We start from the raw sequence: 14,997 nt of genomic DNA, 5'->3' as shown, positions 1-14,997 counted from the left end.
ACACTGGAGAGAATTATGAGCAAACAATTCGGCGAACTGCTGATTGAGGGTAAAAATGTCGTTAAGGACTTCCCTTTAAACAGTAACTCAATCAAACAATCTAAGATGCGCGCAATCAACGACGTCTCTTTCAAAATGTACAAGAGCCGCGGCTTGTCAGTGGTAGGTGAATCTGGTTCAGGTAAGTCTACTACTGCAAAAATGATTGCAAAAATGTACGCACCAACCGATGGCATCATTGAGTACAAAGGTCGTGATATCCAAGACATCACCTCTCGTCACGATTTAATGACCTACCGTGAAGGTGTACAAATGGTGTGGCAAGACCCGTTTGGCTCGCTAAACCCAACGCACAATATCTTCCACCATATTGCGCGCCCGCTGCTGATTCATAAGAAAGTAGCACCGGGCAACAAGAAAGAACTGGAAGAGCGTGTGTACGACCTACTTGAACAAGTTGGTCTTATTCCACCAAAAGAAACGGCGCAAAAGTTCCCGCACCAGCTATCTGGCGGTCAGCGTCAACGTGTAAACCTAGCTCGTAACATCGCAGTTGGTGCTGAAGTGGTATTGGCGGATGAGCCAACATCGATGCTCGATGTATCAATCCGTGCCGGTGTTCTGAACTTGATGGAAGAGATGAAGTTCGAGAAACAAATGTCTCTGCTTTACATCACTCACGACATCGCAACAGCGCGTTACATTGCTGAAGATCTCGCGGTCATGTACGTAGGTCACATGGTTGAATGGGGCGATACTGAAGAAATCATTCACGATCCTCAACACCCATATACGCAACTGTTGGTATCTGCGGTTCCAGATCCATCGAAGTCTATTCACGAGAAACTGAAAGGCAACAAAGGGGAAATCCCACTTTGGACACCAGAATCTGTCGGCTGTCCATTTGCTGGACGTTGTGTACACGCTACCGACAAATGTCGCGAACGACTACCGGGCGTCACTCAACTGTCCGACAACCACTTTGTCCGCTGTTACTTATTTGAAGATTAATCATAACGAGGGTCAGGTTCAGCCTGACCCATTCCTGTTTTTATCGTTTCCCGGAGACATTGAATGCTGCTACTGACTAACCACATTGGTTATGAACGTCTGGGCCCAAAGAAAGCCATTATCCAGACCGAACAACCACACTTGTCTTCTTACACTGCTCAATTGATTTGTGCCACTAGCGAGCAAACCGTGGCAACTTTTGCGGTTGAAGAACAAGGTAAAGTGGCGAACTGGCATCAGGGCTATTTCTACCTCATCGACTTTTCCTCTTTCACAACGTCAGGTGACTATTTCTTGCAAGTAGAAGATACGCGCTCTTCCTCTTTCATCGTTGGCGAACACATTCTGTTGGATCAAACTTTGTCAGATGTGATCCACTACTTCAAATCGCAACGTTGCGGCGGGATCTTCGATAAACAAGATCGACAACTTCCAGTACTAAACTCCAATAAAAAGGTTGATGTACACGGCGGCTGGTACGACGCATCAGGAGACGTTAGCAAGTATTTAAGTCACCTTTCATACGCGAATTATTTGAATCCTCAACAAACCCCAATGGTGGTTTGGAACATCCTAAAAGGGGTTTCATTGCTTGAAGGAAGCGAAGACATTGCAGCTTTCACACGTACACGTCTGATTGAAGAAGCCCTGTTCGGTGCAGACTTTCTTGTGCGTATGCAAAACGAAAAAGGCTTTTTCTACATGACGGTCTTTGACAAGTGGAGCAAAGATACTGCGCAACGCGAGATTTGCGCGTACGAAACTCAACTTGGTCACAAATTTGACGACTATCAAGCAGGCTTTCGACAAGGTGGCGGTGTCGCCATTGCAGCGCTAGCGGCAGCGTCGCGTTTAAGTGTTCACGGTGAATACGATCAACAAAAATACCGCAACGCTGCCGAAAATGGTTACTGGCACTTAAAAGAGCACAATACGCAGTACCTCAATGATGGGGAAGAAAACATTATCGACGAATACTGTGCGCTACTGGCTTGTGTAGAACTGTTTAAAGCAACCAAAGAAACTCGCTACTTGGAAGAGAGCCGTTTGTGGGCGCAACGTTTAGTTGCACGCCAAATGAGCGACGAGCAGATTCAACACTTTTGGTCAGCAAACCAAGACGGCAGCCGTCCATATTTTCACGCAGCCGAAGCTGGTCTACCAGTTATTGCCCTATGCGAATATCTATCAATTGAAGACGACTCAGCACGAGCGGAATCGGTAAAACGTATCGTCAACCTAGCGTGTGAGTTTGAGATCACAATATCGAATAAAGTGATCAACCCATTCGGTTACCCTCGCCAATATGTTAAAGGCGTAAATGAGTCAAAACGCGAGGCATTTTTTGTCGCACACAACAATGAATCCGGCTATTGGTGGCAAGGCGAGAATGCTCGACTGGGCTCACTCGCGACCATGGCGTACCTTGCTCAACCGCATATAGCGTCGCAAGAAGTACAGCAACAACTTTCTGTGTTTGCTCAAGATGCATTGAACTGGGTTGTAGGCTTAAACCCATACGACATGTGCATGCTAGATGGCCATGGTCGTAACAACCCTGATTACCTCCCTCAATATGGTTTCTTCAACGCAAAAGGTGGCGTGTGTAACGGAATCACTGGCGGCTTTGAAGACGAGGAAGACATTGCATTTAACCCACCAGCACAAAAAGAAGACGTGTTACAAAACTGGCGCTGGGGCGAACAATGGATCCCGCATGGCGCTTGGTACTTACTCGCGATAATGAGTCAAGCTCAGCATGTTTCTCAGTTGGCGACCTCTAAAAATATGAAGGAAGAATAATCATGGGAATGTATTTTGTCGGTATCGATGGTGGCGGCACGTCATGTCGAGCCAGGATTAAAGATTCACAAGGTAATTTTCTTGGCGAGGCCAAAAGCGGCAGTGCCAACATCATGCTAGGTGCTGAAATAGCAATGGCTTCGATTCTTGAATCCATCACTTCGGCTACCGAGCAAGGCGGTCTAACACAACAAGATTTCGCGTCGATGCACGTCGGCTTAGCCCTTGCTGGCGCAGAGCACAAAGCATCTTGGCAAGCCTTCATGTCTCTTCCTCATCCATTTGCCAGTATAACTCTGAATACCGATGCTTACGGTGCGTGCGTTGGTGCGCACAATGGCGAAGATGGCGCAATCATGATTGCGGGAACCGGTTCTTGTGGCATCTACCTTAAAGGATTGGAGCAACACGTTGTCGGTGGTCGTGAGTTCCCTATTTCGGATCAAGGTGGCGGCGCAGTGATGGGGCTACGCCTAGTTCAGCAAGTTTTGTTAGCTGAAGATGGCATCAGAGAAAAAACGCCCCTAGCACAACACTTTATGACGCATTTCGAAAATGAGGTCGACAACGTGGTGGCGTGGTCAAAACAGGCGCTTCCTCGTGATTATGGGCAGTTTTCTCCGGCTATTTTCCAACATGCGGAACAAGGCGATGCACTGGCCATTGAAATACTGAAGCAAACCGCAGCGGATATAGAAATGTTTCTCGTGGCATTAAACAAGCGCGGCGCAACACGTATTTGTTTAATGGGTAGCATTGCTGAACGCATTTTACGTTGGCTCTCACCACCAGTTCAGCAATGGATTGTTGAGCCACAGTTTGACGCGATTGAAGGCGCAATTATGTTTGCTGGCAAACCAGAACATAACCTTTACTCGCTCAGTGCGGCGTAGGAGTAGATATGGAATATCGTGTTGATCTCGTGGTCCTTTCTGAGCAGAAACAAAACTGCCGCTTTGGCCTCACCTTTCATAACTTGAGCGACCAAGACCTAAACAGCTGGAGCTTAACTTTCGCTTTCGATCGTTACATTCTTCCAGACAGCGTTTCAAATGGTCAACTGACTCAAATTGGTAGTTTTTGCACACTTAAGCCAGAAGGGGTGGTACTGGCTGCCAACCATCACTATTACTGTGAATTCAGTATTGGTTCGAACCCATTCCGTTATTACTCGGATGGCTTTAACGAAGCGATGATCAACTTTGTCGTTGATGGAAACCCACAGCGCGCACAAGTGGATGTCACGCCTATCGTATTAGCTTCACCATACCGTGAACGCAGTGAGATTCCGGCAAGTTTAACCCATGCACAGCCCTTGCTGCCAAAACCAAACCATATTGAGGTCAGCGATCACTATTTTAGCTTTGATCATCATGCTGGCGTCGCGGTTTATTCAAGCCTGGCCAATTCAGCTAAAGAATGGCTACTTGATGAGCTTAAGCGCATTCACCAATTTGAGTTCGCATCAGACAATGGCAGTCAGATCATCTTCAAAGGCAACCCAACCTTGGATGAAGGCGCTTACAAACTGAAAGTAGCCGAAGAGTCAATCAAAATTGAAGCAGGATCTTCGTCTGGTTTTACCCATGCTTGTGCAACGTTATTACAACTAATCAAAGTTGGCGATCAACCTAACTCAATGGAAGTAGTTTGCTGTTCAATCAAGGACAGGCCACGTTTTCGTTACCGCGGTATGATGCTGGATTGTGCTCGTCATTTTCACTCCGTTAAGCAAGTCAAACGCTTGATCAACCAACTGGCTCATTACAAGTTCAATACGTTCCATTGGCATCTTACCGACGATGAGGGGTGGCGAATTGAAATCAAATCACTGCCTCAACTGACCGATATTGGTGCTTGGCGCGGATTGGATGAGATCAATGAACCACAGTACACGCACTTTGATGAACGTTACGGCGGCTTCTACACACAAGAAGACATCAAAGACGTTATCGAATTTGCATCGCAACGCGGCATCACCATCATTCCTGAAATTGATGTACCTGGTCATTGCCGAGCCGCCATCAAGTCGTTACCACACCTATTGGTAGAAGCGGAAGATACCACCGAATACCGCAGTATTCAGCATTACAACGACAACGTCATTAACCCAGCTCTGCCGGGGAGCTATGAATTTATCGACAAAGTGCTAGAAGAAGTCTCTGCGCTTTTTCCTGCGCCTTACGTTCATATTGGTGCCGACGAAGTACCTAACGGCGTATGGTCAAAAAGCCCAGCATGCCAAGCACTAATGGAACAACTGGGTTACAGCGACTACAAAGATTTGCAAGGACACTTCTTGCGTTATGCCGAAGACAAACTTCGTAAATTGGGCAAACGCATGCTGGGCTGGGAAGAAGCTCAACACGGCGACAAAGTCAGTAAAGATACGGTGATCTACTCATGGCTAAGCGAAGAAGCGGCCTTGAACTGTGCTCGCCAAGGCTTTGATGTGGTGCTGCAACCAGCACAAACCACTTACCTAGATATGACCCAAGACTACGCACCTGAAGAACCGGGCGTGGACTGGGCAAACCCACTGCCACTAGAAAAAGCTTACAACTACGAGCCGCTCGCTGAAGTGCCTGCTGACGACCCAATACGTAAGCGCATTTGGGGCATTCAAACAGCATTATGGTGCGAAATTATCAATAACCAACCTCGCATGGACTACATGATCTTCCCTCGTTTAACTGCAATGGCAGAAGCATGTTGGACAGACAAACAACACCGAGATTGGACCGACTATTTATCACGCTTGAAAGGCCATCTACCTCTGCTTGATTTGCAGGGAGTGAATTACCGTAAACCGTGGAAGTAATACAAAACTGATGTCGAAACATCACGCTTGAAGAGTTTTTAAATTTTGGCTGCTGATGCAGCTTCGTAAAAAGGAAAGACACAAATGAAATACGGCTATTTCGATAACGAGAATCGCGAATACGTCATCACTCGCCCTGACGTACCAGCACCATGGACCAACTACCTAGGTACTGAGAAGTTCTGTACGGTTATCTCGCACAACGCGGGTGGCTACTCGTTCTACAACTCTCCAGAATACAACCGTGTTACTAAATTCCGTCCAAATGCGACATTCGATCGCCCAGGACACTACGTTTACTTGCGTGATGATGAGACAGGTGATTACTGGTCAATCTCTTGGCAACCAGTTGCGAAGAGCCTAGACGAAGCAAACTACGAAGTTCGTCACGGCTTGTCTTACTCTAAGTTCAAATGTGAATACAGCGGTATTACCGCAACAAAAACTCTGTTCGTGCCAAAAGGCGAAGACGCTGAAATCTGGGATGTAGTGATTAAAAACACCTCTGACAAACCACGTACGATCAGTGCATTCTCATTTGTTGAGTTCTCATTCAGCCACATTCAATCTGATAACCAAAACCATCAGATGTCTCTGTACTCGGCAGGTACGGCTTACAACGAAGGCGTGATAGAGTACGACCTGTACTACAACACCAACGATTTCGAAGGCTTCTACTACCTAGCTTCAACATTTGCCCCAGATTCATACGACGGCCAACGTGACAGCTTCCTAGGCCTATACCGTGACGAAGCAAACCCGTTAGCGGTAGAACAAGGTAAGTGTTTCAATACAGCGCAAACTTGTTACAACCACTGTGGCTCTTTGCATAAGCAATTTACTATTCAGCCGGGTGAAGAAGTTCGCTTTGCTTACATTCTCGGTATCGGTAAAGGCAACGGAGAGCGTCTGCGTGCTAAGTACCAAGACCTTGCAGAAGTCGACAACGCATTTGCGGGTATCAAAGCACACTGGGATGAGCGTTGTGGCAAGTTCCAAGTGAAATCACCAAACGAAGGTCTAGATACCATGATCAACGCTTGGACGTTATACCAAGCGGAAACGTGTGTGGTGTGGTCTCGCTTTGCTTCATTCATCGAGGTGGGAGGCCGTACTGGTCTTGGTTACCGCGATACAGCGCAAGATGCAATCTCAGTTCCTCACGCTAACCCAGCAATGACGCGCAAACGTATCGTTGACCTACTGCGCGGCCAAGTAAAAGCGGGCTACGGTCTACACCTATTCGATCCAGATTGGTTTGATCCAGAAAAAGCGGATGTTAAACCATCTAAATCTCCAACCGTAGTTCCAACACCTTCTGATGAAGACAAAATTCACGGCATCGAAGACACCTGTTCTGATGATCACCTATGGCTAGTTCCAACCATCTGTAAGTACGTGATGGAAACCGGTGAGCACAGCTTCTTCGACGAAGTGATCCCTTACGCCGACGGTGGCGATGCAACGGTTTATGACCACATGAAAGCCGCGCTAGACTTCTCGGCTGAATACGTAGGTCAAACCGGTATCTGTAAAGGTCTGCGTGCAGACTGGAACGACTGTCTGAACCTAGGTGGCGGCGAATCTTCAATGGTGTCGTTCCTACATTTCTGGGCACTGCAGGAGTTCATCGACCTAGCGAAATACCTAGGTAAGGAAGCCGACGTTGAAAAATACACCGAGATGGCAGCAAACGTGCGTGAAGCGTGTGAAACACACCTTTGGGACGAAGAAGGCGGCTGGTATATCCGTGGTCTAACGAAAAACGGCGAAAAGATCGGTACAGCGCAACAAAAAGAAGGTCGTGTACACCTAGAGTCAAACACACTTGCGGTACTTTCTGGTGCGGTATCTCAAGAGCGCGGCGAAAAAGCGATGGACGCTGTCGATGAGAACCTATTCTCTGAATACGGCCTCCACCTAAACTCACCATCTTTTGCAACACCGAATGATGATATCGGCTTCGTAACTCGTGTTTACCAAGGCGTAAAAGAGAACGGTGCGATATTCTCGCATCCAAACCCATGGGCTTGGGTAGCTGAAGCGAAACTGGGTCGTGGTGATCGTGCAATGAAGTTCTACGATGCGCTAAACCCATACAACCAGAACGACATCATCGAAAAACGTATTGCAGAACCATACTCATACGTTCAGTTCATCATGGGTCGTGACCACCAAGACCACGGTCGTGCAAACCACCCATGGTTAACAGGTACGTCAGGCTGGGCTTACTTCGCTGTTACCAACTTTATTCTTGGTGTGCGTACAGGCTTCGATGGCCTAACTATCGATCCATGTATCCCAACGAACTGGCCTGGTTTCGAAGTGACTCGCCAATGGCTAGGAGCAACGTACAACATCAAAGTCGTTAACCCAGACTCAGTAAGCAAAGGCGTTAAGTCGATTACCGTGAACGGTGAAGCTGTAAATGGTGCATCTGTACCAGTTCAAGCGGAAGGTTCAGTAAACGAAGTTATCGTTACTCTAGGTTAATCATCTTTTGGGGGAGTCCTTCTCCCCTTTTGATTTATCCGGTGCATTTATGTTTTACAAGTGCATCGGTTCGCTAGCAAAGATTTAAGACGCGGTGGGATGCCGCTCTTATCGAGGTTCGAATCATGATCAAATTTGGTACAGGCGGTTGGCGTGCATTTATCGGTGAGGAGTTCACCAAAGATAATGTACGTTTGGTCGCTCAAGCAGTTGCAAACATCACGAATAACGAATCGGTTGCCGATCGCGGCTTTGTGATTGGCTATGACCGTCGTTTTCTTTCCGATAAAGCCGGTCGTTGGTTCGCTGAAGTTCTGGCAGCAAACGGCATTGTGGTGAGCTTTATCGACAAATTTGTCCCAACGCCTATCGTAATGTTTAAAGCGAAGGAAATGGGCTGTGCGTACTCGGCATGTATTACCGCATCACACAACCCTGCCGATTACAACGGCATTAAAGTCTTCATTGAAGGTGGTCGTGACGCAGATGAAATCATCACCCAAAAAATCGAATCACAAATAGACGCGCTCACTGCGCAAGATGTAAAAAGCGTCGACTTTGAACAAGCGGTTGAAGATAAGCTGATTGAAATCATCAATCCGATGAACGAATTCGTTGACTCAATCATCGACTTTATCGACATCGGAGCGATCAAGAAGGCGAATTTACGTGTTTTGATCGACCCAATGTTTGGTGTCGCGAAAAACGCACTGCAAACCGTATTAATCAACGGCCGCTGTGACGTTGATGTGATTAACGATGGCAAAAACCCAGACTTCGGTGGGTTAATGCCTTCGCCAAGCGCTGCAACACTCTACCGTTTGATGCACCTAGTGAAAGAGCAAGGTTACGATATTGGCATCGGTACTGATGGCGATGCGGACCGTCTTGGTATTATCGACGAAAAAGGTAACTTCATTCATCCAAATGAAGTGCTACTGCTGCTTTACTACTACCTACTTGAATACAAAGGCTGGAAAGGCTCCGTGGTACGTAACATCGCAACCACCCACCTTCTCGATAAAATCGCCGAAGATCATGGCGAGAAATGCTTTGAGGTTCCTGTAGGCTTTAAGCACATCAGCTCCCAAATGGAAGCGGATGACTCACTGATTGGCGGGGAAAGCTCTGGTGGCCTAACCATTCGCGGCCACATCAAAGGTAAAGACGGCGTATTCGCATCAAGCCTATTGGTAGAAATGATTTCAGTAACCGGCAAGAAGCTGTCTGAGTTGCTGGATGAAATCTACGGCAAGTACGGCTATGCCTACATGGCAGAAGGCGATTGCAAGTTCAAACCAGCGCAAAAAGACGTACTGTTCAACAAGATTTATGTTGAAAAGCAGTTGCCTGAGTTTGAGTTTGAAATCGAAAAAGTCAGCTATGAAGATGGTGCGAAAGTCTACTTCAAGAACGGCGGTTGGATCATCGCTCGCTTCTCTGGCACTGAGCCACTGCTACGAATTTTTGCAGAGATGCAAGATAAGGACACTGCGGAACGTGTTCTTCAACAGTTTAAAGACTTCTTGTCTTTATAACTGAACCTTGTGCCCGCTTCGAGCACTATGATGAGAGTCAACGCTGTCTGAAAAGGCGCTCATCAACAGGAGAAGAGCACTTGCCCGGCTCCACAGCCGGGCTTTTTTATTGTATGTTGGGAAGTCGTAAACGAGATAGAAAAGATACTCAGGAGCGTTAAGCAAATGCCAGGACGCCTTGCGTTTCAATTTTCACCGCGACGGACTCACCTATATTTAATGCTTGCGAAGCTGTAGCTAACAAACGGTCACCATTCGCGTTAATCACATAACGGCAGTGATCACCCATAAAATGCTGTTCCAATACGGTTACCGAACTATCTTCATCGGATTGAATTTGCACATGCTGCGGTCTTAGCAGTAAAGAGCACTCCGCCTGTAATGGAATATCTTGTTGAGCCGTGGCTTCAACCACGCCCAAGTGGGTTTCATATTCTGAATTCGAAACCCGTTTAGCAGCAAGGTAACTGCCACCACCTAAGAAATCAGCGACAAATTTACTTGAAGGCTGGTAGTAAAGCTCAGATGCTGTGCCATATTGCTCGATGACTCCATTGTTCATCACTGCCATTTTATCGGCGAAAGCAAAAGCCTCTTCACGGCTATGCGTAACAAAAATGGCAGTCACACCTTGGGCCTTAAAAATCTTACGGATCTCACTTATCAACTCATGGCGAACTTGCGTATCAATATTAGAAAACGGTTCATCAAGTAACAATAAGTCTGGGCTGTAAGCTAATGAGCGAGCAATCGCAACACGCTGCTGCTGTCCACCAGACAATTGATGAGGATAACGATCGCCATAACCTTGAAGATGCACGAGTTCTAACATCTCTTGAACTTTGGCATTTTTCTCTTTTGTCGAGCACTGCTTTAAGCCAAAGGCAATGTTTTGCTCCACCGTCAAGTGAGGAAAAAGTGCGTAATCTTGGAAAATCATCCCGATATTACGCTGTTCTGGCGGCAACCAGTTTTCCCCATCATCAATTGTGACGCAATTTAGACTCATTTCGCCTGACGTTAACGGCAATAATCCCGCAACGGCCTTTAATAGTGTTGTTTTCCCACAGCCACTGGCTCCTAGCAAACAGACAATCTGCCCTTGTTCTACCTCAAGAGACAATGATTCGAGTACAGTTTGATCGTCATATTGGCACGTTAGGTTTTTAATTGATAATGCACAGCTCATCAGTGATTTTGCTCCAGTGAACGGTTAACAACAACAAGCGGGATCAACCCAACAAGAACCAACAGAACCGCTGGCAAAGCGGCCAATTCTAAATGCTCATCCGAGGCGAAGTTATAAACGTATGTGGCTAGTGTTTCAAAGTTAAACGGACGAAGTAACAAAGCCGCATTAAGCTCTTTCATCGACTCGATAAACACTAATAAAGCCGCAATCAGTGCACCGCGCTTAACCAGCGGAAAGTGCACGCGCCACAGCATGGCATTGGGCTTACAACCCATAGTGCGCGATGCCATATCTAACGACGGAGAAATTTTATTTAAATTACTTTCGATACTACCAATCGCTACCGCGGAAAAGCGCACAACCATGGCAAATACTAGTGCGAACATGGAACCAGAAAAGATAAGTCCCGGCCTTCCCCACTCCATGGCTTTAGCAACATCGTTGACACGATGATCCATAAACAGCACAGCGACCATCACACCGATGGCTAGTACCGTTCCTGGTACTGCATAGCCCATAGAAGAAAGACGCATAAATGCCAAGCTTTCTCGTTTACCACTGACTCGATGGGTAAAGTTAACGATCAGTGCGACAGCAACACCAATAATCGCAGCAATAACAGACACAACTAAGCTATTCCATGCGTATTCACGAAACTCTGAGGTCCAACTCTGCGCAAAATAAGTGATCGCATAATCAATCAGCTGTAGTAGCGGCAAAATAAAAGCGACTGAAACCAAGCCCCAACACCAAACCAGTGCGGTCCACTTTTTCCAGCCCGTCAACTCGTAACGAAAATCTTCGTGACTGTTAAATTGGCTTTGAAAAAGCTTTTGTTTACGGCGGCTGTATCGTTCGGCACTAAGAAGCAGTACTACAATGACGAGCATCATGGCAGAAATCTTGGCTGCCGCATTAAGATTAGAGTACCCCAACCAAGTATCGTAGACCGCTGTGGTTAACGTATTCACCGCGAAGTAACTTACCGTACCAAAGTCACCGATGGTCTCCATTGCGACCAATGATAAACCTACTGCGATAGAGGGTCTTACTAACAGCATCGAGATGCGCCAAAAGCTTTCCCATGGAGAGCACTTGAGCAAACGCGCGCTTTGCAATAAAGATACATTTTGCTCCATAAACGCAGCCCGGCACAATAAATACACGTAAGGATACAACACCAAAGCCAACACAAAGGTCGCACCAGGCAACGTACGAATGTCAGGGAACCAATACTCGCCAGGTCCCCATCCGGTTACATCACGCAAAAAGATCTGAATCGGGCCTGCAAAATCAAACCAATCAGTAAAAATATAACCAATGATATAACCTGGCATTGCAAGAGGTAGCACCAATGCCCACTGCAACCATTTTTCGGTCGGCAGTTTACACATGGCCATTATCCAAGCGCTTGGAATACCAAGAATTAAGGACAGCACCATTACGCCAACAGTTAGCGCAACCGTGTTAAAAATATAAGTCGGCATGACCGTTGCCATTAAATGAGCAAACAAATCATCCGTTTCACCAATTGCGGTGTAGAAGATCGCTAAGATCGGCAAAACCAGTAGCAGAGTTATTACCCCACTACTGGTTTTCCATAAAGAGTGTTTATCTTTCATCGCCTAATTACTGCAAGGCTGTATGAAATACAAATGCTGTTGCAAATACATCTCATATCCTTTAATCAAATGGGGGTACTGTTATACCCCCACAAGGAATTAAAGGTCAAATTTCACTTCATCTAATAGCTTAATTGCCGCTTCGTGGTTGGCTGCAATATCGTCTAGAGAAAGCTTGTCTGCTTTAAAGTCACCCCAAGATTCCACAAGCTCAGAACGCTTCACGCCTTCTTTAACTGGGTACTCGTAGTTAACTTCTGCGTACATTTGCTGCGCTTTGTCACCCGTTAGGAATTCCATTAGCTTCACAGCATTGTCTTTGTTTGGAGAGTACTTAGCCATCGCCATACCAGAGATATTCACGTGAGTGCCTGTAGTCTCTTGGTTAGGGAAGTTGATGTAAACTGCATCAGCCCAAGCTTTTTGCTCTTTGTCGTTAACCATTTTACCTAGGTAGTAGCTGTTACCTAGAGAAACATCACATAGGCCTTCTTTGATCGCTTTAACTTGTGCACGATCGTTGCCTTGTGGTTTGCGAGCAAGGTTTGCTTTCACGCCTTCTAACCACTCTTTGGTTTCTGCTTCGCCATTGTGAGCAATCATTGCTGAAACTAGAGAAACGTTGTACGGGTGCTTACCGCTACGAGTACAAATTTTACCTTTGAACTCTGGCTTAGCTAAGTCTGCGTAGTTGAAATCTGCGCCTAGTTTACCTACGCGATCACGTGATGAATAAACGCTACGAGAACGTAGAGTTAGAGCAAACCACTCATTCTCTTTATCTTGGTATTGAGCAGGTACGTTTTCTTCAATGATTTTGCTATCGACTTTCTGAACTAAACCTTTGTTTGTCAGTTCAGCTAGACGGCTGATGTCTGTCGTAAGAATAACGTCAGCAGGGCTGTACTCACCTTCTTGAGCTAGCTTTTCTGCTAAGCCTTTTTTAGCAAATTTTACGTTTACTTTGATACCAGTTTCTTTAGTGAACTCATTGAACATAGGTTCAACTAGGAAAGGTTGACGGTAAGAGTAGACGTTCACTTCTTCAGCAGCCATTGCTGTTGGAGCTAGAGTAGCGCAAGTTAGTGCTGAAAGAGTTAGCAGTTTTTTCATTGTTTAATCCTTTACCATGCTAATGATAACGTTTATCAGTTGCGTTATTATATGTATGTTCAATAAGAAGACAATGACGAATATTAAAAAACCTGCTCATCGGAGCAGGTTTTATTGTGTTAAGTGTGTAACCATTTATTACAAGCTAATGATTATTTCACCGTAACAAACTCTGGGTAAGCACCAACACCACAATCATGCATGTCCATACCTTCCATTTCTTCATCTTCTGTAACGCGAATCCCAACGGTCGCTTTCAAGATTGCCCACACAACTAGGCTAGCACCAAATACCCAAGCAAAGATAACTACGGCACCTAAAAGCTGTGCACCAAACGTTGCATCACCGTTGCTCAGTGGCACTACCATTAGGCCGAAGAAACCACACACACCGTGAACTGAGATAGCACCTACTGGATCGTCAATTTTAAGTTTATCTAGAGCAATGATACTGAATACTACTAGTGCACCCGACACCGCACCAATCGCAACCGCGTACAGTGGTGATGGCGATAGAGGGTCTGCAGTGATGGCAACCAAGCCAGCTAGCGCGCCATTGAGGATCATCGTTAAATCGGCTTTACCCCAAGTAGTTTTACAAACGAATAGCGCCGCAATTGCACCAGCAGCCGCTGCTGCGTTAGTGTTTAGAAAGATCTGACCTACCGCTGTAGCATTCTCAAAATCTGAAACCATCAACTGAGAACCACCGTTAAATCCAAACCAGCCAAACCAAAGGATAAAAGTACCCAACGTTGCCAAAGGCATGTTAGAACCTGGAATCGGATAGATTTCACCATTTTTACCGTACTTACCCTTACGCGCGCCAAGCAGTAACACACCAGCAAGAGCAGCAGAAGCACCTGCCATATGTACGATACCAGACCCCGCAAAGTCACTAAATCCAGCTTCTGCTAGGAAGCCTCCACCCCATGTCCAGTAACCTTCCATTGGATAGATAAACGCAGTTAAAATCGCAGAGAAAATCAAGAAAGACCAAAGCTTCATGCGCTCAGCTACCGCACCAGAAACGACGGACATAGCAGTTGCAACGAAGACAACTTGGAAGAAGAAGTCAGACTCTAAAGAGTGGTCGGCCCCTTCACCTTGAGTACCAATTAGCGTACCAAATGAAGGTAACCAGCCTCCTTCTCCATTATCGACATACATGATGTTATAACCGACAATCAGAAACATCGTGCATGCGATGGCGTACAAACAGATGTTCTTCGTAAGAATTTCTGTTGTGTTTTTAGAGCGCACAAGTCCAGCCTCTAGCATCGCAAAGCCTGCTGCCATCCACATTACCAACGCACCGGAAATGAGGAAGAAAAAGGTGTCAAGTGCGTAACGTAACTCGGTTACTGTTGTTGTTAATTCCATAATAAGTATCTCCAATCCTTTG

General features: G+C 46.2%; 10 protein-coding genes. 6 read left to right on the top strand and 4 right to left on the bottom strand.

The annotated features are described in order from the left end of the window. Positions 1-15: 15 nt before the first annotated feature. The 6 genes from R7Q41_RS11900 to R7Q41_RS11875 all read left to right on the top strand — a co-directional run bounded on the left by R7Q41_RS11900 (position 16) and on the right by R7Q41_RS11875 (position 9,666). Positions 16-1,011 carry an ABC transporter ATP-binding protein gene (locus R7Q41_RS11900; RefSeq protein ID WP_005380041.1) on the top strand — a complete coding sequence of 332 codons (996 nt, stop codon included), beginning with the start codon at positions 16-18 and terminating at the stop codon, positions 1,009-1,011. A 63-nt stretch (positions 1,012-1,074) separates the two neighbouring features. Further along, positions 1,075-2,814, top strand: coding sequence for a glycoside hydrolase family 9 protein (locus R7Q41_RS11895; RefSeq protein WP_017635902.1), 1,740 nt, complete (start codon positions 1,075-1,077; stop codon positions 2,812-2,814). Between the two features lie 2 nt (positions 2,815-2,816). Next, the gene (locus R7Q41_RS11890) at positions 2,817-3,707 is read left to right on the top strand and encodes an N-acetylglucosamine kinase (RefSeq protein ID WP_017635903.1); all 891 of its coding nucleotides are present in this window, start codon (positions 2,817-2,819) and stop codon (positions 3,705-3,707) included. A gap of 8 nt (positions 3,708-3,715) precedes the next feature. Next, entirely contained in the window at positions 3,716-5,635 is a 1,920-nt protein-coding gene (locus tag R7Q41_RS11885; protein ID WP_005380048.1) for a beta-N-acetylhexosaminidase, read from the top strand. Between the two features lie 84 nt (positions 5,636-5,719). After that, on the top strand, positions 5,720-8,128 hold the full coding sequence (locus tag R7Q41_RS11880; RefSeq protein WP_005380050.1) for a GH36-type glycosyl hydrolase domain-containing protein: 2,409 nt from the start codon (positions 5,720-5,722) through the stop codon (positions 8,126-8,128). Positions 8,129-8,253: 125 nt separating this feature from the next. After that, positions 8,254-9,666, top strand: coding sequence for a phosphoglucomutase/phosphomannomutase family protein (locus tag R7Q41_RS11875; RefSeq protein WP_318144509.1), 1,413 nt, complete (start codon positions 8,254-8,256; stop codon positions 9,664-9,666). A 157-nt stretch (positions 9,667-9,823) separates the two neighbouring features. On the opposite strand, the gene R7Q41_RS11870 is transcribed toward R7Q41_RS11875, so the two are convergent. The 4 genes from R7Q41_RS11870 to R7Q41_RS11855 all read right to left on the bottom strand — a co-directional run bounded on the left by R7Q41_RS11870 (position 9,824) and on the right by R7Q41_RS11855 (position 14,975). Beyond that, positions 9,824-10,855: an ABC transporter ATP-binding protein gene (locus R7Q41_RS11870; protein WP_318144508.1), complete on the bottom strand. Its 1,032-nt coding sequence runs from the start codon at positions 10,853-10,855 to the stop codon at positions 9,824-9,826. Then, positions 10,855-12,480: an iron ABC transporter permease gene (locus R7Q41_RS11865; RefSeq protein ID WP_318144507.1), complete on the bottom strand. Its 1,626-nt coding sequence runs from the start codon at positions 12,478-12,480 to the stop codon at positions 10,855-10,857. Before R7Q41_RS11865 ends, R7Q41_RS11870 begins: the two co-directional genes overlap by 1 nt. Positions 12,481-12,579: 99 nt before the next feature. Then, complete coding sequence (locus tag R7Q41_RS11860; protein WP_005386566.1) at positions 12,580-13,593, bottom strand: Fe(3+) ABC transporter substrate-binding protein; 1,014 nt, start codon at positions 13,591-13,593, stop codon at positions 12,580-12,582. A gap of 152 nt (positions 13,594-13,745) precedes the next feature. Further along, entirely contained in the window at positions 13,746-14,975 is a 1,230-nt protein-coding gene (locus R7Q41_RS11855; RefSeq protein WP_005386568.1) for an ammonium transporter, read from the bottom strand. Positions 14,976-14,997: the final 22 nt, after the last annotated feature.

Source organism: Vibrio sp. 2096 (assembly GCF_033339595.1).
Taxonomy (GTDB): Bacteria; Pseudomonadota; Gammaproteobacteria; order Enterobacterales; family Vibrionaceae; genus Vibrio; species Vibrio alginolyticus.
This window is presented reverse-complemented; position numbering and strand designations above follow the sequence as displayed.

Coding starts and splice junctions, on each gene's coding strand:
- R7Q41_RS11885 (WP_005380048.1), top strand. CDS start 3,716: ATGGAATATCGTGTTGATCTCGTGGTCCTTTCTGAGCAGAAACAAAAC.
- R7Q41_RS11895 (WP_017635902.1), top strand. CDS start 1,075: ATGCTGCTACTGACTAACCACATTGGTTATGAACGTCTGGGCCCAAAG.
- R7Q41_RS11880 (WP_005380050.1), top strand. CDS start 5,720: ATGAAATACGGCTATTTCGATAACGAGAATCGCGAATACGTCATCACT.
- R7Q41_RS11870 (WP_318144508.1), bottom strand. CDS start 10,855: ATGAGCTGTGCATTATCAATTAAAAACCTAACGTGCCAATATGACGAT.
- R7Q41_RS11900 (WP_005380041.1), top strand. CDS start 16: ATGAGCAAACAATTCGGCGAACTGCTGATTGAGGGTAAAAATGTCGTT.
- R7Q41_RS11865 (WP_318144507.1), bottom strand. CDS start 12,480: ATGAAAGATAAACACTCTTTATGGAAAACCAGTAGTGGGGTAATAACT.
- R7Q41_RS11875 (WP_318144509.1), top strand. CDS start 8,254: ATGATCAAATTTGGTACAGGCGGTTGGCGTGCATTTATCGGTGAGGAG.
- R7Q41_RS11855 (WP_005386568.1), bottom strand. CDS start 14,975: ATGGAATTAACAACAACAGTAACCGAGTTACGTTACGCACTTGACACC.
- R7Q41_RS11890 (WP_017635903.1), top strand. CDS start 2,817: ATGGGAATGTATTTTGTCGGTATCGATGGTGGCGGCACGTCATGTCGA.
- R7Q41_RS11860 (WP_005386566.1), bottom strand. CDS start 13,593: ATGAAAAAACTGCTAACTCTTTCAGCACTAACTTGCGCTACTCTAGCT.